This is a genomic window from Massilia sp. NBRC 108631, from assembly GCF_059704565.1.
This window is the reverse complement of record NZ_BAAKJE010000066.1, coordinates 269,550-287,816: the sequence shown is the minus strand read 5'-3', so window position 1 is coordinate 287,816 and position 18,267 is coordinate 269,550. Positions and strand designations below refer to the sequence as shown.

The window sequence follows — 18,267 nt, the reverse complement described above, 5'->3', positions numbered from 1 at the left end:
CGAGAAGTGGTTGCGCCAGTTGTAGCTCACGCGGGCCGAGAACTTGCTGTTCTCATAGAAGATCGAGCCGTTGTACGACTGCGGCGACAGGCCGGGGTAGCCGCAAGCGGACGGACCGCCGTTGCGGCTTGCCTGCGCATCGACGTAGGTGTAGTTGGCGGCCACGCCGAAGCCCTGCAGCCAGGGGATTGCGGTGTCGAAGGCATACTGGCCGGCCAGCTCCAGGCCCTTGATCTTGCCCGACTGCCCGTTGCGCACGCGCGTGTCGTGCACCACTTCCGTGTATTGCGGAATCCGCAGGTCCACCAGCTGGGTTTCCAGGAAGTTGGAGACCTTTTTCTGGAACAGCGCGGCGCTGACGTAGTTGGTCTTCGACAGATACCATTCGTAGGACACGTCGAGGTTCTTCGACTCCATCGGCTTCAGGTAGGGATTGCCGCCGCCGGTCTGCACGTCGCCAAAGCGGCCGCCGTACCAGTTGTCCACGCCCATCTGGTTCAGGGTCGGGCGGGTTTCGGTCTTGGAGGCGCCCAGGCGCAGCAGCATGTCGCTGCTCAGGTCGAACTTCAGGTTGGCCGACGGCAGCACGCTGTTGTAGCTGTTGCTCACGGTGGTGGTGCTGGCCGGGCCGTAGTTCAGGATATAGGTGGTGTCGTTCGGGCTCTTGGTCGCCGACAGCAAGGTGCGGCTGATGCCGGTGGAGGCCGAGTTCACGTGCACCACGCGCACGCCCGCGTTGGCGGACCAGCCCTCGCCTTCCCATTTCGAGTCCACGAAGAAGCTCGATACCTTCTCCTTCACGCCCCACATGTTCGGCTTGGTGTAGTCGATCGCCATCGGGCCGTTCGGGAACCTGGTCTTGTCCGAGTACAGTGCCGGATCGTTCGACTGGGCCAGCAGCGCGGGCTGGTTCAGGTAGTTCATGTAGGCGTACGGGTCGAAGCTCAGATACGCATCCGGCATCTTCACGTCCGCCCCCATGAACTTGTCCATCGGCGTGACCGTAAACAGCGACGACGGCAGCGCCACGTGGTAGCCGCTGAAGGCGTTCCACGAATCGCTGTTCCACTGGCTGCGGCCCACACTGCGCTGCGAATAGGCGACGCCCGAATCGACGCCTTTGAAGTAGCCCATCTCGTGGTTCCAGGACAGGTTCATGCGCCCTTCATGCAGCTTGTCGCTGTTGCGGATGTCGCCGTACGACACCGCGTGCGCGCGCACGGCGGTCGGGTCGGCAATGCCGTCGCCGAAGGTGATGCTGGGGGTACCGTTGAAGGACAGCACGTCGCCGTTTTTCGGCACCATGCCGGCCACGATCCACATGTCCGGCGACTGGGAACTGGTGCGGGAACTCGACACGTCCGCCTCCAGCTTCCACTCCGGCGCCAGCGCCCACCTGGAGTTCAGGCCGAAGGCGCGCGTGGTCGACAGGCGGTCGCCGCCCTTGACGATCATGTCGTTGGAGTTGGCCTCGCCCAGCAGCTTGCCGCTGCCGGCGATGGCGGGATTGTTGGCGTAGAAGGTGGCGCCGGGACGCAGGAAACTGGTGATCTGGTTGTTGGAATCGTACTTCACGCCCAGCTGCTGCGGGTTGTTCCAGTCGCTGAAGGCGATCACCGCGTTTTCCTGGTCCAGGCGGGAATACAGGGCGTCGGCGGTCAGCTTCCAGGTCGGCGACGGGTTGTATTGCACCGTCAGGTTGCCGACCAGGCGCTTGCGGGTTTCGTTCTCCTGCTGGAAGCCGTAGCTTTGCGGGATGTACAGCTTCCTGGTGGTCACGTCGGCCATGGTCAACCCCTTGGAGTTGAGGTCGCCGTTGATCATGTTCACGTCGCGGTAGTTCCAGGCGTCGGTGACGGCCTTGTTCTGCTTGGACTTGCGGTCGGTGAAGGACAGCGAGCCGGTCACGCCGAAGGTGCGTTCCTCGTTGGCGAAGGAGTACATGCCGCTGGCGTTGGGCGTGTGCTTCCGGGAATTGGAGTCCCAGGAATCGGACACGTTGAGCACCGAGGAGTGGCCGGTCTTGCCGGACAGCGGGCGCGCGGTCTGGATATCGACCGTGGAGCCGATGCCGCCTTCTGGCAGGAAGGGCTGCGAGGTCTTGTAGACCAGCGCTTTCGAGATCAGGTCGGAGGACAGCAGGTCGAAGGAGAACTCGCGGCCGCCGGTGTCGCTGGTCATGGTGCGGCCATTCACCAGCACGTTGTTGAACTCCGGCCCCAGGCCGCGCACCGAGATGTAGCGCCCCTCGCCGTTGTTGCGCTGGATCTGCACGCCGGTCACGCGCTGCAGCGATTCGGCGATGTTCGTGTCCGGGAACTTGCCGGCGTCTTCGGCCGACACGGCGTCCACCACGCCGTCCTGCATGCGCTTGGTGGTCAGGGATGAGGACAGCGAGGCGCGGATGCCGCTGACGATGACCTTGGCGCCGGCCTCCACCGGTTCGGCTGCGGTTTGCGCGGACGCGGAACCCGCCACCAGCATTTCGGCGATGAGCGCCGCCAGTACGGTCTTCCGCATGTGGGATTTTTGCATTTTCGTCTCCGTTGGTTTTTATGATTGCGCTTTTGCCAGCGCTGAATTCATGCTACGCAATTGCAGAATGGCCAACCAATCTCCAATTCGATCAAACGTATGATCATTTCGTATAGCTCAGGCCGCCAAGGCGATGTGCGCGCGCGCGCAAGCGCACCGGGCGCCGCGGCGCCCGGTGGCAGAGGTATGGCAGGCCTTAGAACTTGTACGTCAGGCCGAGGTTATAGCGGCGGCCGAACTCGGTCACTTCCTGCTGGTATGGATTGTTGGCGCTGGTGTAGACCACCTTCTGGTTGGTCAGGTTCTCGATGCCGAAACGAAGCTGCAGCTGCGGCGTGAGCTGCCTGGCCAGGTTCATGGAGACAAAGGTTTCGGCCTCGTTCTCGATCAGCTGCCCGGCGTTCCAGGTCGGATTGCGTACGAAAGCGCTGTGGTAGTTGGCCGACAGGCGCGCCTCGTAGCCGTTGCGCTCATACCAGAGCGTGGCGCCGCCGTTGTGCCGCATCAGGCCTTCGATCGGGAAGCGGTTCCCAGCCGGGAAATGCTCCTTGATATCGCTGCTGGTGTACGAGTAGTTGCTGGAGATGCCGAAGCCGTTGGCGAAAGACTGCTGGTAGATCAGCTCCAGCCCGCGCACATAGCCGCCCTCGCCGTTTACCGAGCGCGTGATTTCCGCTGCGCGTCCGTTGATGACGGTGGAGTCGGCGGTGATGCCGATGTAGCGGCTGATCTTCTTGTAGAACAGGCCCGCCGACAGCAGCGAACCCTTGTCGAAGTACCACTGGTACGCCAGGTCGGCCTGGTTGGCCATCATCGGCTTCAGGCCGGGATTGCCGGCGCTGCCGGTGAGCGGCTGGGCGGGGTTGGAATCGACGTTCAGGTTGCGCGAACCGCGCATTTCATCCAGCGGCGCGCGCGACATGGCGCGGGCCAGGCTGAAACGCACCTGGCGCTCCTGCTTCTCGTCCAGGTTGAAGATCAGGTTCAGGCTGGGCAGGAACTCGGTGTAGCTGCTGTTCTCGCTGACAGCGGTGGGCGCGGCGCCGTTCAGCGACTGCATGCCGGCGCCGGTCTGGCGGGTGCGCAGCACGCGCAGGCCGATATTGCCGCGATAGTTAGCGCCTTCCAGTTCGCCCTGTCCGTACAGCGAAGTGCTGCGTTCGGTGACCTTCCAGCCGGACAGCAGGTCGTTCTGCGTCGGCGTGCGGCCGGCCGGATCGAAGGCACTGGCGCCGAACACCTTGGAGGTGGTGCCGAGGAAGTCCCTCAACGCGATGTAGGGTGCGAAGCCGCTCACCACCACGCGCTCGTAGTCGGCATCGGCGATGCTGGCGCCGGCGGCCGGCGACAGGCTCCATGTGGTCTGGCCGTAGCGCTTCTCCCGATCGGTGGCGCGCGCGCCCAGCTTGATGCGCTTGAGCGGACCGGCTTCCACGTCGCGGGCTGCGCTCAGGTGCAGCGCGGCAAGCTTGTCGTTCAGGTGGCCGTCGGTATCGACATACAGCGTTGCCGCGCCGAAAGCGGCCGGGTTGCCGGTGTCCTGGCCGAAGGAATAGTCCTGGCGCTCATTGCCGGTGAATGCCCAGCTGATGGTGCCGGTGCCCTTGCTCACCTGGCGCAGGTCGCGCCACTGGCTGTCGCGGCCTGAGCGCGAGCTCGACAGGTCGCCTTCCAGTTTCCAGGCGCCTGCGTTGAACTTGCCGTTCAGGCCCAGGGCCAGCGTGTCCATGTCCTGCGTCCACAACGTGTCGTTGGTGGTCAGGCCCACGTCCTTCACGCTGGCGCCGACCACATAGCCGTCGCGGATGTCCACGTTGCTGTAGTTCGGCTTCTGCCAGTTGTCCCAGTTGCCCACGTCGCCGCTCCAGTGCGACAGGCCCGGTTCACGGATCCTGGCCGACGAGTAGTAGGCGTCGGCCGTGATGAAGGCGTCCGGGCTGGCCTTGAACTCGACCTTGCCCAGCACGCTGGAACGCTTGTCAGTACCGCGCTTGACGCCGTCCTCGAAGCCCCATGGCGACTTGTCCACCTTGCCGTCGCCATTCAGGTCGCCGGAATTGAATTCGTTGAAGCCCCAGTGCTTGATGTTCTTCTGCACTGAAGGCTGGTCCTGGTAGCTGAAGGCCAGCGCCACGCCCAGCGTGCGGTCGTTGAACTGGTCGATGTAGACGCCGCCCACGCGCGGCGCGGTCTTGTCTGCGCCGGGAACGTCCCTGGCGATCGGGTAGTACAGCGCATCGGCGCGCAAGCTGGCCTGGCGGCCGTTGTACTTCAGCGGCTGCACGGTCTGCAGGTCGATGGTGGTGGCCACGCCGCCTTCCACCAGTTCGGCCGACTGCGTCTTGTACACGGTGGCGCCGCTGAGCGACTCGGACGGGAACTGCTCGAAGCGCACCGCGCGCGCCGGTTCGGAAGAGGCCAGCTCGCGGCCGTTCAGGGTGGCGCCGATGAAGCGCGGGCCGAGGCCGCGCGCCACGATCTGGCTGGCGTTGCCCCGGTCCAGCCCGGACGACAGGCCCGGCAGGCGCGCCAGCGATTCGGCGATGGTGGTGTCGGGCAGCTTGCCGATGTCTTCGGAGGCGATGACTTCGACCATGCTGTTGGACGCTTCCTTGACGGCCAGCGCGTTGCGCACCGAGCTGCGGATGCCGGATACGGTCACTTGCTGGACCGCTTCAGCCGCCTTGGCGTCGGCCGTTGCCTGCGCCATCGCTTCCGTGGAGGCGAGCGGCATCGTGAACAGACTGGCGATCAGCCAGCTGAGCTTCTTTTGTTTCATGGAGATCTCCCTCGATTTTATTTGTATGTGTTTTTTATGGTTGTATTGCCAGCGTGTAGACCGGCGTGACTTTCACGCCGCGCAGCTCCGCCACCTGCTGCTTGCCGCCGAAATCGGGACGGCCTTCCCTGGGAAGATAGATGGGCGCGTCGGCGCGCAGCGGCAGCACCGACAGTGTCAGCGGGCCGGCGCCCGCCTGCGCCACCGGGTACTGCCAGCCATAGCCGCTGTAGTACCAGTCGTCCAGCATGCGGGTACCGTTGAACAGGCGGCCGATATCGCCCACGAAGTCCAGCTCCACCAGCGCGTTCTTCTCGCCCTGCGGCAGCTCGATGCGCCAGGCGGCCGCGTTGCGGAACGATTCCGGTATCGGCTGGATGGCGGCGCGCGCCAGGCCGCCGACCACCACGGGCGCTACGTTTTTCGCTTCGCGCAGCGGCGTGATCCTCGCTTCGGCGCGGCGCTCCGGCAGCTTCGCTTCAAAGGCCTGGAACACGCCGTCCGCGCTGGCGCGCAGCGGCGTGCCCGACTTCGGCGCTTTCGCCAGCGCAGGGTAGACCGCGAAGCGGAACGCAGGATCGCCGTCCGAACGCATGCGCAGCGCGCCGCCGTCGAACCAGGCCTGCTGCCCGCTCAGCACCAGGCGGCGCTGGCCGGCGAACTGCTCCACCGTCATGCTCTCGGCCTGCTGCGGTGTGAGCACCAGCAGCGTGACGGGCGGCTGCTGCGGACGCTGTATCGTCACGGCCGCGCCGGTGCCGGGGGTAATGCCTTCAACGACCAGGTCGCCGTTCGCGCCGCCGTTCGCCGTCACCATCCGCGCGCCGGGCGCCGACAGCCGGCCGGCTGCGCCGCCTTCAAACGCCAGCTCCACCGGCACGCCGGCGCTGGCGGCGAACACGTAGGTAATGCCGGCCTTGCCGCTGTCCAGGCGTGCCACCGGCTGCGCAGTGGCGTAGGACAGGCGGGTACCGTCCAGGTCCATATTCACCGGCCAGATGAAATAGCTGCCGTTGGCAAGGTCCACCGGCTGGCGCGGGAAGGTCTTGGTGCCGCCGGGCAGCTGCACCGAAAAGCGCAGCTGTTTCTGGGCCGGCATGGCGTACTGGCGCACATGGTTGCTGACAAAGAGGAAACCGCTGTCGCCCTTGCTGCGCAAGGCGAAACGCGGCGTTGCCAGGTCCGCCGGAGTGCTCGGCGTGACGTCCGGCTTGCGCACCGTCATCGGCGCCAGGCGGTCGCCGAAATCGCGCATGAACAGGTGGTAGGGGCGCAGCTTGGCCAGCACCGGGCGCTGCTGGCCATCCGGGCCGAGCGGCGCCTGGAAGTCGTAGCTGATCATTGGCGTGTCGTTGTAGCCGCCGCTCAGCGAGCTTTCCTCCAGCGAGGTCAGGTCCATGGGATTGCGGCCGCCGTGGAACATGTAGTAGCCGATCAGGTTGACGCCGGAGCCCAGCTGCACCGGCAGCATGGACGCGATATCGTCCGGCGACACCACGGTGCGGCGGCGGTACATGAAGGGCAGGCCCGCACCGTATTCGGCGCCGAGGAAAGGCGTGGTTTCCATGTCGGAGTCCGCCGTGCCCTTGCCTTTGGCCTTGGTCTGGGCACCGAGGTCGCCGCTGACGCGGCTGTCGAAGCGGAAAGCGTAGGTTTCCTTCGGCGGCAGCTCCTTGGTGCTGACCGCCCACGGCTCGTCGGGATAGCCGCCGAACACCGGCGTCACTTCGCCGGACGGGTAGACGGTCTGGTCCCAGCCGGTGACCGTGTACAGCGGCACGTCCACGCCGGCCTTGCGCGCCAGCTGCTTCAGCGCGCTGATGTGCGCAGCGCCCTCGCCCGGGCCGTCCAGGTTGTATTCATTCTCCAGCTGCACGCCGACCACCGGGCCGCCGTCTTTCCACAGCAGCCCCTTGATCTGCGCGGCGATCTGCTGGTACAGGCGCTCCGTGTGGCGCATGTATTGCGGGTCGTTGCTGCGGGTCGGCATGGCGTTCACCACCCAGTCGGGAATGCCGCCGTAGCGCACTTCCGCGTGCACCCACGGCCCCATGCGCACCACCACTTCCAGCCCGGCCTTGGCGGCCAGCTGCACGAAGCGGCGCAGGTCGCGCTGGCCCTTCCAGTCGAACTGGCCGTCGCGCGGCTCGTGGTGGTTCCAGATCACGTAGCTGGCGACGATGTCGATGCCGGCCGCCTTCATTTTTTTCAGCTCGGTTTCCCATTCGGCGGCGGGCGTGCGGCTATAGTGGAACTCGCCCATCACGGGCAGCCATGGCTTGCCGTCGCGGGTCAGGTACTGGCTGTTGGCGCCCAGCCTGACGCCAGCCGGCGACACGGAAGCGCCCATTTGCAGCTTGTTTTCGAGTGGGGTCTTGGCGGGGGCGCTGGCGTCGATGCGCAGCAGTGTTTCGGCGTTGGCCATGCCTGCGGCCAGCAAGACGCTTAACGCGTATGCTTTTTTCATTACGTTTCTCCGGAAGTCTAGTTATGTTTATTGCCAGTGAGTGTAAGTTCACCAACTAGAACGGAAATATGAATAATGACGCAAGATCTATACAATAATCACATAGGTGATTATTTATCCGCGAGCTGCGCGGCGCGGCAGCCCCACCACGCGGCTTCCTCGAACACGGAAAAACCGGACAAGTCCGCGTGCGCAAACAGGATGGGACCATCCAGTTCGCGCAACGCTTTCAGGCCGGCGTTGCTGCGGAATCCGGGCAAGGGCGCGGCCATGGCATGGCCGCGCAGCGTGATGTCGACACGCTCGACGCACGAGGCGAACTGCGCCCCGTAAGCGGTCTTCAAATCGGCGCTGGCCAGTTCCAGAAGCTCCTCCGGTCTCGCCGTCACCATCCAGCGGCGCGCGCTGACGGGCGTGCGGTGCGACAGCGCGACGTAAGCGCTGAAGACGGTTTTCTCCGGCGGCGTCACGCGGATGTCCTGATGCGTGGATACCACAAAGCCGAGGCCGGGCTCCTGATAGACCACGTTGTCCCACGACAGCGGCGCATGCGGCAGCTCGGCCGGGAAGCGCTTGAGCAGGAAGTTCGCCACCATCCACGGCGCGTAGACCGGCGTATCGCGCTGCGCCTGATAGCCCATCTCGCCAATGCCCTCCACTACGCGCTCGGCGACGTACAGCGGCATGGCGCATATGGCCTTGCGCGCTCTCACCAGGTAGCTGCGCGGCTTACCATTTTCGAGGCGGAAGCAAAGCGCCTCGACACGCGCTCCGGCGCCGCTTCCAATGCGCTTCACCGACACCACCGTGCCACCCACGCGCTTGACTCCCGATGCGCGCCCCATGCCGGAAGCGAGCGGCTGCAGGCCGCCCGGCCACGTGAGCCAGGTGCCGTTCTCGGCGTTGGCCGCATGGCCCCAGCGGCTGCAGTAGTAGTGCAGGCCAGCCCATGCCGAGACCTGGTCGTAGCGCGCGCCGTAGTCGTCGCGGCAGCAGTAGTTCAGATACCAGTGCAAGGTGGGCGAACGGTAGCCGTTCTGTTCCAGCCACTGCTTGAGGGTGACGTCGTCCAGCTTGCGCCACTCGGGATCCTCCGACGACTGCACGGTGGGGAACACGAAAATCCGGCGTCCGTCGCTGCCGCGCGTCTGCCGCAGGCGCTCCACTTCGGCGAAGAAGCGTTTGTGCTCGGCCAGTTCTTCCGGTCCCACGCCCTCGGTCGGAATAAAGCCTTCCTGCCACTGGCCCTTGTACAGCAGGCGCTCCTCCGGCGCGTGCAGCAGGAAGCGCTCGTCGTAGTAAGGCTTATCGCCATACGGATCGCGCTGTATCACACCCAGGTCGGCCAGGATTTCCCGCACATGCAGCGACTCCGGCGACGGCAGCGGCAAATAGTGGCCGCCGGTCGGATATTCGAGGTCGCCGAAGCGGCCCCCGGCCGCGTTGCCGTAGGGCTGCGGTCCGTCCACCATCAGAAAATCCTTGCGCCCCAGCTTGTTCAGCTTCCACGCGGCCGACAGGCCGGCGATGCCCGAGCCGAGAATGGCGACGTCCGTCTCCAGCACTTCGGACGGCGGCGGCAAGGCGCGGCCGCCGTGTCCTGGGCCACGCATCAGGTCGCGCATGAAATGGCCTTCATCGCGCCCCGGGAAATGCAGCGTGGGCGTGATCTCCTGCCAGCGCTGGAAGGCTGCCACGCTGCCGGCGGCGGCCAGTCCGCTGGCGCCGGCCCAGGCCAGGAAAGAACGGCGCAGCATCAGCGTATCACCCGTCGCCAGTCCTGCTCGAACTCGTGCACCAGGGACTGCGTGTTGAGCCGGTTGGGCTCCATCTTCAACGGCTTCATATCCGGCGGGAAGATGAACATTTCGCGCGTGGTGTCCGCGTTCAGATAGCGCATCGGCAGCTTGTAGCTGGTGGGCGGCGCGTATTCCAGCTGCGGCGACGCCAGGATGAAGCCCCATTCCCCGAACGAAGGAACATAGGCGTGATATGGATGCGTTCTGAGGCCCACCTCTTGCAGCGTGGCGTTCACAGTCCAGTAGGCGTGCGGCGCGAAGAACGGCGAGGTCGATTGCACGACCACCAGCCCGTTGGCGGCCAGGTGCTTCTTCACCAGGCCGTAAAAAGGTACCGAATACAGCTTGCCCAGCGCGAAGCTGGACGGATCCGGGAAGTCGATGATGACCGCGTCGAACATCTCGGTGGAATTCTGCAGCCACACCGCTGCGTCGGCATTGATGACGCGCGCGCGCTTGTCGCGGAAAGAGCCGCCATTCAGCTTCACCAGCTCGTCGCGCGTGGTGAAGGCGCCGGTCATGGCCGGGTCCAGGTCCACCACGGTGGCTTGCTCGATGTTCGGATAGCGCAAAATCTCGCGCAGCGCCAGGCCGTCGCCGCCGCCCAGCACCAGCACCCGCCTGGCCCACGGCAGCGCTTCCATCACCGGGTGCACCAGGGCCTCGTGGTAGCGGTACTCGTCGCGCGACGAGAATTGCAGGTTGCCGTTGATGTACAGGCGCAAGTCGTCCTTCCAGCGCGTGATGACCAGGCGCTGGTAGGGCGTGGTGGTGGAGTAGACGATTTCGTCGCCGAACAGGCCCTGCTCACCCCAGTGCGTCATGCGGTCGGCCGAGGCAAAGCCGAAGATCAGCACGCACATCACCGCCGAGGCGCGCAGCACGCGGCCGGTGAGGTTGGCCAGCTCGGCGCGGAACACGTAGATGGTCCACAAGCCCACGCCGACGTTGAGCATGCCGAACAGGAAGCCGGTGCGCACCAGCCCCAGGTAGGGCGCCAGCACCAGCGGGAACAGCAGCGACACCGCCAGCGCGCCCAGGTAGTCGAAGGTCAGCACGCGGCTGACCAGCTCACTGAATTCGGTGTTGCGCTCGTTGAGCGCGCGCATCACCAGCGGCACTTCCATGCCCACCATGCAGCCGATCATGAACACGGTGGTATACAGCAGCGCGCGGAACGGCGCGGTCATCCAGCTAAAGGTGAGGAACAGCAGCGCGGCCGAGACGCCGCCGATCAGGCCCACCGCCAGCTCGATGTCGACGAAGCGCGCCAGCACGTCCTCGTCCTTGACGTATTTGGACAGGTGCGCGCCCACGCCCATGGCGAACAGATAGCATCCAATGATGGTGGAGAACTGCAGTATGGAGTCGCCCAGCAGGTAGCTGGACAGCGCCCCGGCGATCAATTCGTACGCCAGCCCGCATGACGCGACCACGAAAACGGACAGGATCAGAATCTTTTTTGTCATGTGGGTGCGAATGTTTTATGATGAACAATTATCAGGATAGCCACTTTAACCGAGGAACGCCGTGCCGCCCATCCTAAACTACGTAATTCACCTGTTTCTGGCCGCTGTGCTGCTGGTGATGTTCTTCATGATCTACACCCGCCTCACGCCGTACAACGAGGTGCTGCTGATCCGCCAGGGGAACAACGCGGCCGCCCTGTCCCTGAGCGGTTCGCTGCTTGGCTTCTCGATGACAATCGCCTCCAGCCTGATGCACACGGCGGATTACCAGCAGTTCTTCCTGTGGGCTTTCGGCGCCATGGTGGTACAAATCCTGGCGTACTTCTGCACCACGCGCGCGCTGCGCATGGCGCAGGACCATATTGAATCGGGCAACACGGCGTTCGGCGGCCTGCTGGGCGCCATTTCACTGGCGATCGGCGCCATCAACGCCGCCTGCATTTCCTGACACCGCTTTACTTTAAGGACGACTATCATGGGTCTCGGCAGCTTTATCAAGAAGCAGTTTATCGACGTTCTGCAATGGACGGAAGACAAGGAAGGCGTACTGGCCTGGCGCTTCCCCATGGCGGATATGGAAATCCAGAACGGCGGCGTGCTGGTGGTGCGCGAGTCGCAGGTGGCGGTATTTGTCAACGAGGGCCAGATCGCCGACGTGTTCGGCCCCGGCACCCACACCCTGACCACGCAAACCCTGCCGCTGCTGACCAACCTGAAGAACTGGGACAAGCTGTTCGACTCGCCGTTCAAGTCGGACGTGTACTTCTTCAGCACCCGCGTGCAGACCGGGCGCAAATGGGGCACGCAGCAGCCGATCACCATCCGCGACAAGGACTTCGACATGATCCGGGTGCGCGCCTTCGGCATGTACTCGTACCGCGTGGCCGATCCGCGCAAGTTCTACACCGAATTGAGCGGCACCCGCGAGGAATACACGCGCGACGACGTGGAAGACCAGCTGCGCGGCATCCTGATGGCCACCATGGCCAGTTCGCTGGGCTCGGCCAACGTGGCCTTCCTCGACATGGCCGCCAACCAGGCGCTGATGGCGCAGGAAGTGCGCGGCGACCTGGCCGACGCCTTCGCGCGCTACGGCATCGGGCTGGACGAATTCAACGTGGCCAGCGTGAGCCTGCCGGAAGAACTGCAGGCGGCGCTGGATGAACGCATCTCGGCCGGCATGAAGGGCGGCCTGAGCGCCGACAAGATGAGCGGCTTCACCAAGTTCCAGACTGCCACCGCCATTCCGCTGGCGGCGCAGAACGAAGGCGGCATTGCCGGCATCGGCGCCGGCCTGGGTGCGGGCGTGATGCTGGGCCAGGCCATGGGCCAGGCGGTCGGCTCCACGCTGGCGCCGGCCAGCTCGCACCCCGGCGCACCGGTGGCAGCCGCAGCCCCGGCCGAAGAAGGCATCGAAGCGCGCCTGGAAAAACTCAAGGGCCTGCTGGACAAGGGCCTGATCTCGGCCGCCGACTACGACAGCGCCAAGTCCGAGCTGCTCAAGAAACTGATAGGCTAAGACCGCGTACATGCAAATTGTTTCCTGTCCCAGCTGCGGCGCGGAAGTCCAATTCCGCTCGCACGCCTCGGTCATGGCCGTGTGCGAGTACTGCAACACGCGCGTGCTCAAGGATGCGGACGCGGTCAAGGACCTGGGCAAGATGTCCTCCGTGCTGGAGGACTACTCGCCGCTGCAGATCGGCACCTCCGGCGTGCTGGGAGGACGCGCATTCAATGTGATCGGCCGCATCCAGCTGCGCTATGCGGCGGGGATGTGGAACGAGTGGTATCTGATGTTCGACGACGGCGCCACGTCCTGGCTGGGCGATTCGTCCGGCCTGTACACCGTCACTGCCGCCCGTGAAACACCGGCGCCGTTGCCCGCGTTCGACGAACTGCAGGCCGGCGAAATGGTGCGCGTGGGCGCCGAGCGGCTGATGGTCTCCGAGGTGCGCACCGCCGATTGCATCGGCGGCCAGGGCGAGTTGCCGTTCAAGGTCGGCGACGGCTGGCAAGCCAAAGTGGCCGACTTCCGGCGCGGCGGCACCTTCCTCACGCTGGACTATTCGGACGGCCCGGAGCCGGTGGTGTACACCGGCGTGTCCGTCACGCTGGAAGCGATGCAGTGCCAGCTGCTGCGCGACGACGAGCAGATCCAGCGCAGCGCCGGGCGCTACCGCGGCAAACTGACGGCACTGGACTGCCCCTCCTGCGGCGGCGCCATCAACTACCTGCCCGGCCAGACCGCCAACCTGCTGTGCCCCTCCTGCCACGCCCAGATCGACGCGGCCAGTCCCAAGGCACAGGTGCTGGCGGCTGGCGAGCGCATGGAAAAAGTGGGCACCACCCTGTCGCTGGGCGCTGAAGCCACCATCAACAAGCAGCGCTACCGCGTGATCGGCTTCATGGTGCGCGAAGACGACGAGGGTTCGCGCTGGACCGAATACCTGCTGTCCGGCGCCCGTTCCGGCTTTACCTGGCTGGTGGAGACCGACGACGGCTGGTGGCGCGCCAACGTCATGCCTGAATGGCCGGCCTGGGAACGGGTGGGCGCGGACACGGTAATGCTGGACAAGATCAAGTACGCCAAGCTGTACGACTACGACGCCAGGGTCGTCTACGCGGCCGGCGCCTTCAATTGGCGCGTGCAAGTGGGCGACCGCGTGCACGTCTACGAATTCGAGGCCGGCCAGACCCGCCTGGCGGCGGAACTGAGCGCCGAGGAGCTGACCTGGTCGCGCTCGACCCGGGTGCCGGCCGACCAGGTCCACCTGTGGTTCGGCGTGCCGGTGAAAAACCTGATGCGGGCAGCGCCGCCGCAAAAAGGCCGCTACGCCAGCGCGGCGAAAAAATTCATCATGGTGATGCTGGCCGTAAACGCCATTCCCATGCTGGTGAATTTCGGCGGCTCCTTCACCTTCAACCTGCTCGGCGCGCTGGCCATCTACTTGCCCGCCCTGTTCCTGGACTCCATCGATAAAGGGGACAAGTCTTGAGCCGCTACATTATCTATGCGCTGGTGGTGTTCACCATGACCAGCTGCAGTAGCTGGGGGCGCATGTTCAACTCCTTCGGCCCGTCCACCGGCGGCGGCTCCGGCTGGAGTTCGCATACGGGCGGCGGCGGCGGCAGTTTCGGCGGCGGTTCGGGCGGCGGGGGCCACAAGTGAGCGAGGCCGGCGCACACCGCCTCCACCTGCCGGCCGGCAGCCACCTGCTGGCCGACCTGTCCGGCATCGAAGCCAGCCGCCTGGGCGACTGCGACGAGCTGGAGGCCCTGTTGCGTTCGGCGGCTGCGGCGGCCGGGGCGCGCGTGCTGCATAGCCACTTCCACGGTTTCGGCGACGGCTACGGCGTGACCGGCGTGGTGCTGCTGGCCGAATCCCATATCTCCATTCACACTTGGCCGGAAGACGGCTTCGCGGCTGTGGATATCTTCATGTGCGGCGCCAGCCGGCCGCAAACTGCGCTGGAGCTGATCCAGGCCGCGCTGGCGCCACAACATTGCCAGTTAAACACCGTCCGCCGCGCTGCCGGCAATTGACTGTTTCTGCCTCCGGTGCGACACTGGCGGCTTCCCCCACTCATCCACAGGAGACTAAAAAATGCGTACCTTGGACATTGCCCTCCTGTCGGCTGCCTGATCGCCCGTCTACGCCCCTGTTCTGACCGAGCTGGTGTCGAGCCGCGCCTGATCGCGCGCCGGCCTATCCCTGACTTTTCGCGCCTCCGCTTTTCGCGGATGGCTGTGCTCGCGCGCGCCGCGAGCGACCCCGGATACAGGAACACCACTCATCATGATCGAATTCAATTTCGAAGTTTTACGCCGCATCGGATTTCAGCAATTCACCGCCAGCCAATTACATACGCTGGAGCCCGCCGCTGAAGGCGCACGCCTGATGCGCATAACCGAAGTGCAGCGCAGCTGGTTCACGGTTCACGATGGCGAGCGCGAATATAAGGCGCGCGCGCTGCCCCGGGTGTGGGCTGACTGCACGCTCGCGGTAGGGGACTGGATCGTCCTTGAAAACCATGGCGAAAATGAACTGTGGATAAGCCAACGCTTATCCCCAGTCAATCTAATCGCCCGCCGCGCAGCGGACGGGCACCGTCAATCAATCGCCAGCAATATCGATACAGCATTGCTGGTAATGGGCCTGGATAACGATTTCAATCTGCGCAGACTGGAACGTTATATCGCGATGGTGCAATCCGCCGACATTGCGCCGGTTATCGTTCTGACCAAATCCGACATTTGCCGGAATACCGGCCAGCGTATTGACGCTATTCGCGATCGCTTGCCCGCTTATATCCCAATAATTTACACCAACGCATTAAGTCCGGAAGCGATCGGTGAATTAAAACCCTGGCTGGGCGCCGGGCAGACATTATGCCTGCTTGGTTCATCCGGCGCGGGAAAATCGACGCTGACCAATACATTAAGCGCAGCGCATCAGGAAACCGGCGGTATCAGAAAAGGCGACGGCAGGGGACGCCACACGACAACCGCCCGTTCCCTGCATTTGTGCCCGGATGGCGCTTGTATTATCGACACGCCAGGATTGCGCACCTGGCGGCCGGACGCGGATGAAGAAGCCTTGTCATCGGTATTCTCCGATATCGACATACTGGCCGCCGCTTGCCAATTCCGCGACTGCCGACATGAATCGGAACCCGGTTGTGCCGTGCGCGGGAATATCCATGCCGACCGGTTATTAAATTTTCACAAGCTTATGCGCGATGCGCAGCGCAGCCTGCAAACCCCGCTGGAAAGGATTGCGCAGCGGGCGAAGTGGAAAGTGCTGAACAAGGCTGGCACCAAGCGCAGCCACGATAAACGGAACTAAGCCACCAGGCGGACGCTGTGGGGTTTCAGAGCGTCCGCCCGGCCCTTTTCCGCCAAATTCATGCCAGTTTCTGGCTTGATCGTGCCTGATTTGTGCATAATCAACCCGGCACGCTTGAATGCGTGCCGCAAAGCGCCTAGTCTAGGAAAGTCGACTTAGTTCAGGAGGTGAAAATGGCGTTATGCAAAATTGGCCAGATCGCACTGGCCGTATCCGATGCGGACCAGGCCGAGAAGTTTTACGGCGAAACCTTGGGAATGCACAAGCTCTACCGTTTCGGCGAGCTGGTGTTTTTTGACTGCGACGGTGTCCGCTTAATGTTGGAAGGCACGGACCGACAGGTTTACCCTGGGCAAGGGACCTGTATTTACTTTACCGTGAAAGACATTGAAGCCGTCGCCGATAAGCTGAAAGAAAAATCCGTCCCATTCGATGGCACCCCGCATTTGGTGACAAAAATGTCGGATCATGAATTGTGGATGGCGTTCTTCCGCGATCCCGACGGCCATTTGCTGGCTTTAATGGAAGAGAAGCGCTGATTTCTGATACCATGCGGGTATTCAACTACTCACCGGTAATCCTTATGCGCCGCTACGCGCCTCTTTTCCTGTTGCTTGCCCTGGCCGCTTGCGGCGATAAGTACACTCCCGCCGACTTGTACCAGGCAAAAACGCCTGATTGCAGGAACTGGGTGGATGAATCGCGTTTTGATCTACCCGATGGCATTTATGTGACGGCCACAGCGCCCGTCGCAATACCGGAGGGCGGTGTGGAGATTGGGCTGGTTTATATGCTGCCTCGGAATACCCAAGCGCAATTCACCAGCCGCGCATTCAAAATTTACCAGCCCAAAGGCGCGCCGCTCATGAATGCAGAAATTGCCAGTATTTACCAGCGCGGCACCAGCGCGCGGCCTGAAATGGTGGAAGTCATCAAGGAAATGCCTGTGCTGATGGTGGCGACCGCAAGGTCGGACGCCACCCAATTCCGCTTCCGCCTGCAATTCAAAGGCAAGCTGCCGGACCGTTTCGATTTCACGCCGCCGCCGATGGTGATCGAACGCGAGCGTTATCCGGTCCGCACATTCACCTACCGTTATTTCGAAGACCGTAAAGCCTATGGCATGTGCAGTTGATTTTTCGCCGGCCGCGTACGGAGCCAGTATGGAGTAGTTGAAGGAGGCAAAAATGCACGCGACTGCCATTCAGGGCGACCCGCAAATCCAGGGGGTTCCAATCTTTGTCGGAACGCGTGTGCCGGTCAGAAACATGTTCGACTGCCTCGCGGCAGGAGATCCGCTTGAGGAGGTCCTCGATCAGTTCCCGTCCGTGAGCAGAAGCGCCGCTGTAGCGACATGGCTCGCCCAAACTGTACTAAACGCTTATGCCTTGGTACGCGACGGGCGGCTCAGTGTTCCTTGAGGGGCTGCTGCTGCAGACTGCGTATCGCTGCGGCCATCAGCGGACGCGCTTCCGCGCAGCTGAGCTTGGCGAGTTGCGCCGGGCTGCGGGATTTGCCCAGTTCCTGGGCGATCAGATAACCCAGCATATAGCCGCGCCGGGGCGGCAGCCCGCCTTCGCTACGGCCGTCCATCAGGAACAGACTCGCAAATTGCTGGCGGTCGCCACTGTCCAACACCTGCTCCAGTTGAGCCAGGCTGGCATAAATCCGGCTCCGGACGAGATCGGCGCTGCCTTTTGGCAGGTCAAGCAGCATTTCCTGGTCGCTGGCCTGCGGGTTCATGACTTTCGACATGTAGGTGGCCAAGCCCTCGGTCCACAGGCGGTCCGCCAGCCTGTCGTCGTCGCAGTTCACCGCCTGGGCCGCATGGTGGATATGGAACAGCTCGTGATGAAAAAAGGCGGCTTCGTCGCCGGCGCCGTGATAGCGCACCATGCCGTCGGCGCCGAAGATCAGATAGTTGCGGCCGTTCAGCTCGCGCGTGCCGCCGTCCATTTCGCCGAGCGAATGAACGAAGTAGGTGCTCACTGTCGGCTTAAACTCGGGAAACGCTGCAGTGAAGGTCGCGATGTGCCGCGGCAGATCCGCATCGAAGCGGGCCACTTTATCCAGGTAAGCCTGCCGCATCGGACCGAAGCCGGCCAGATTGCGGCGTATCAGCTCATCCTGCTCGGCCTGCGTGCGCGTGCCGGCGTAGCGTTCAATACCGTAGAACTCCGGGAAACGCGCGCCGATCTGTGTTTTAAACGCCGCCACGCGCTGCGCTTCCGGCATGCCCTGGCTGCCGTCCCAGAAGGTCACAAACTCCCGCGCAAGGCTGCGCACCTCGATGGTCGGCGGTGCATCAGCCGCAAAGCAGGGCAGAAAGGCAACCAGGCCCAGGCAGGCGATCAGATACTGTTTCATATGCG

15 protein-coding genes are annotated in these 18,267 nt (G+C 63.8%); 9 read left to right on the top strand and 6 right to left on the bottom strand.

Annotated features, from left to right (window positions below; genetic code table 11):
* The 5 genes from AC6H42_RS08510 to AC6H42_RS08490 form a co-directional block, all read right to left on the bottom strand.
* Positions 1-2,535, bottom strand: a 2,535-nt coding sequence (locus tag AC6H42_RS08510; protein WP_497547826.1) for a TonB-dependent receptor, incomplete at its 3' end; no start/stop codon positions are given.
* 196 nt (positions 2,536-2,731) lie between these two features.
* Positions 2,732-5,314: a TonB-dependent receptor gene (locus tag AC6H42_RS08505; RefSeq protein ID WP_497547825.1), complete on the bottom strand. Its 2,583-nt coding sequence runs from the start codon at positions 5,312-5,314 to the stop codon at positions 2,732-2,734.
* A 34-nt stretch (positions 5,315-5,348) separates the two neighbouring features.
* A complete protein-coding gene (locus AC6H42_RS08500; protein ID WP_497547824.1) occupies positions 5,349-7,781 on the bottom strand; it encodes a beta-galactosidase in 2,433 nt (810 codons plus the stop codon).
* A gap of 110 nt (positions 7,782-7,891) precedes the next feature.
* Positions 7,892-9,538 (bottom strand): NAD(P)-binding protein, encoded by a 1,647-nt coding sequence (locus tag AC6H42_RS08495; protein ID WP_497547823.1) that lies wholly within the window; start codon positions 9,536-9,538, stop codon positions 7,892-7,894.
* Complete coding sequence (locus AC6H42_RS08490) at positions 9,538-11,049, bottom strand: polyamine aminopropyltransferase (protein WP_497547822.1); 1,512 nt, start codon at positions 11,047-11,049, stop codon at positions 9,538-9,540. The genes AC6H42_RS08495 and AC6H42_RS08490 overlap by 1 nt, the downstream gene beginning before the upstream one ends.
* Before the next feature lie 61 nt (positions 11,050-11,110).
* Here AC6H42_RS08490 and AC6H42_RS08485 point away from each other — a divergent pair, with 61 nt between their 5' ends.
* From AC6H42_RS08485 to AC6H42_RS08445, 9 genes are all read left to right on the top strand, one after another.
* Positions 11,111-11,497 carry a DUF350 domain-containing protein gene (locus tag AC6H42_RS08485; RefSeq protein WP_082551664.1) on the top strand — a complete coding sequence of 129 codons (387 nt, stop codon included), beginning with the start codon at positions 11,111-11,113 and terminating at the stop codon, positions 11,495-11,497.
* 27 nt (positions 11,498-11,524) lie between these two features.
* Entirely contained in the window at positions 11,525-12,568 is a 1,044-nt protein-coding gene (locus tag AC6H42_RS08480) for an SPFH domain-containing protein (protein WP_497547821.1), read from the top strand.
* A gap of 10 nt (positions 12,569-12,578) precedes the next feature.
* Positions 12,579-14,045 (top strand): DUF4178 domain-containing protein, encoded by a 1,467-nt coding sequence (locus AC6H42_RS08475; RefSeq protein ID WP_497547820.1) that lies wholly within the window; start codon positions 12,579-12,581, stop codon positions 14,043-14,045.
* A complete protein-coding gene (locus AC6H42_RS08470; protein WP_200953936.1) occupies positions 14,042-14,218 on the top strand; it encodes a hypothetical protein in 177 nt (58 codons plus the stop codon). Before AC6H42_RS08475 ends, AC6H42_RS08470 begins: the two co-directional genes overlap by 4 nt.
* Complete coding sequence (gene speD, locus AC6H42_RS08465; protein ID WP_057154299.1) at positions 14,215-14,592, top strand: adenosylmethionine decarboxylase; 378 nt, start codon at positions 14,215-14,217, stop codon at positions 14,590-14,592. Before AC6H42_RS08470 ends, speD begins: the two co-directional genes overlap by 4 nt.
* A gap of 253 nt (positions 14,593-14,845) precedes the next feature.
* Positions 14,846-15,895: a ribosome small subunit-dependent GTPase A gene (rsgA, locus tag AC6H42_RS08460; protein ID WP_057154298.1), complete on the top strand. Its 1,050-nt coding sequence runs from the start codon at positions 14,846-14,848 to the stop codon at positions 15,893-15,895.
* A 173-nt stretch (positions 15,896-16,068) separates the two neighbouring features.
* The gene (locus AC6H42_RS08455) at positions 16,069-16,434 is read left to right on the top strand and encodes a VOC family protein (RefSeq protein WP_057154297.1); all 366 of its coding nucleotides are present in this window, start codon (positions 16,069-16,071) and stop codon (positions 16,432-16,434) included.
* A gap of 44 nt (positions 16,435-16,478) precedes the next feature.
* Entirely contained in the window at positions 16,479-17,030 is a 552-nt protein-coding gene (locus AC6H42_RS08450) for a hypothetical protein (RefSeq protein WP_057154296.1), read from the top strand.
* Positions 17,031-17,082: 52 nt separating this feature from the next.
* On the top strand, positions 17,083-17,316 hold the full coding sequence (locus AC6H42_RS08445; protein ID WP_082551663.1) for a DUF433 domain-containing protein: 234 nt from the start codon (positions 17,083-17,085) through the stop codon (positions 17,314-17,316).
* On the opposite strand, the gene AC6H42_RS08440 is transcribed toward AC6H42_RS08445, so the two are convergent.
* Entirely contained in the window at positions 17,303-18,262 is a 960-nt protein-coding gene (locus AC6H42_RS08440) for a DUF2268 domain-containing putative Zn-dependent protease (protein WP_497547819.1), read from the bottom strand. The genes AC6H42_RS08445 and AC6H42_RS08440 overlap by 14 nt on opposite strands.
* Between the last annotated feature and the right edge of the window lie 5 nt (positions 18,263-18,267).

What these genes read in the sequence shown, in the direction of transcription:
- AC6H42_RS08505 (WP_497547825.1), bottom strand. Translation starts at nt 5,314, where the DNA reads ATGAAACAAAAGAAGCTCAGCTGGCTGATCGCCAGTCTGTTCACGATG.
- AC6H42_RS08500 (WP_497547824.1), bottom strand. Translation starts at nt 7,781, where the DNA reads ATGAAAAAAGCATACGCGTTAAGCGTCTTGCTGGCCGCAGGCATGGCC.
- AC6H42_RS08495 (WP_497547823.1), bottom strand. Translation starts at nt 9,538, where the DNA reads ATGCTGCGCCGTTCTTTCCTGGCCTGGGCCGGCGCCAGCGGACTGGCC.
- AC6H42_RS08490 (WP_497547822.1), bottom strand. Translation starts at nt 11,049, where the DNA reads ATGACAAAAAAGATTCTGATCCTGTCCGTTTTCGTGGTCGCGTCATGC.
- AC6H42_RS08480 (WP_497547821.1), top strand. Translation starts at nt 11,525, where the DNA reads ATGGGTCTCGGCAGCTTTATCAAGAAGCAGTTTATCGACGTTCTGCAA.
- AC6H42_RS08475 (WP_497547820.1), top strand. Translation starts at nt 12,579, where the DNA reads ATGCAAATTGTTTCCTGTCCCAGCTGCGGCGCGGAAGTCCAATTCCGC.
- rsgA (WP_057154298.1), top strand. Translation starts at nt 14,846, where the DNA reads ATGATCGAATTCAATTTCGAAGTTTTACGCCGCATCGGATTTCAGCAA.
- AC6H42_RS08455 (WP_057154297.1), top strand. Translation starts at nt 16,069, where the DNA reads ATGGCGTTATGCAAAATTGGCCAGATCGCACTGGCCGTATCCGATGCG.
- AC6H42_RS08450 (WP_057154296.1), top strand. Translation starts at nt 16,479, where the DNA reads ATGCGCCGCTACGCGCCTCTTTTCCTGTTGCTTGCCCTGGCCGCTTGC.
- AC6H42_RS08445 (WP_082551663.1), top strand. Translation starts at nt 17,083, where the DNA reads ATGCACGCGACTGCCATTCAGGGCGACCCGCAAATCCAGGGGGTTCCA.
- AC6H42_RS08440 (WP_497547819.1), bottom strand. Translation starts at nt 18,262, where the DNA reads ATGAAACAGTATCTGATCGCCTGCCTGGGCCTGGTTGCCTTTCTGCCC.